This window comes from Stenotrophomonas sp. SrG, assembly GCF_050031795.1.
Lineage (GTDB): Bacteria > Pseudomonadota > Gammaproteobacteria > Xanthomonadales > Xanthomonadaceae > Stenotrophomonas > Stenotrophomonas rhizophila_A.
The window spans coordinates 1-295 of sequence record NZ_JBNBBE010000121.1 but is presented as its reverse complement, the minus strand read 5'-3'; the positions used below and the strand labels follow the sequence as shown (position 1 = coordinate 295).

Below are 295 nucleotides of genomic sequence, written 5' to 3'. Positions count from 1 at the left end.
CCCCCAGGCGGGGTTCGAACCACGCACTGATGCTGCGTCCGAAGGTCGCCGCGTCCAGCGCCAGCAGCCGTTCGATTTCACGCGGTGGCAGGGGGATCACCGCCGAGGCCTGGTCGCCGTTGAGCGGCAGCAGCGCCATGGTGCGGCCATAGCCGACCCACTCCCACGCAGTGTGCTGGTGCGGCCCCTCGACCTGCATCCGGCAGACCAGCATCGATTTGCCGAAATCGCGCATGCGCGCGCCGATGCCCAGCAGGCGCCGGGTGGACGAGAACCGGCGGTCGGCCGCCACCAC

General features: G+C 70.8%; 1 pseudogene. It reads right to left on the bottom strand.

What is annotated here, in order from left to right:
* A pseudogene (locus tag ACQG3P_RS19220) lies at nucleotides 1-295 on the bottom strand (5-demethoxyubiquinol-8 5-hydroxylase UbiM); the annotation flags it as partial.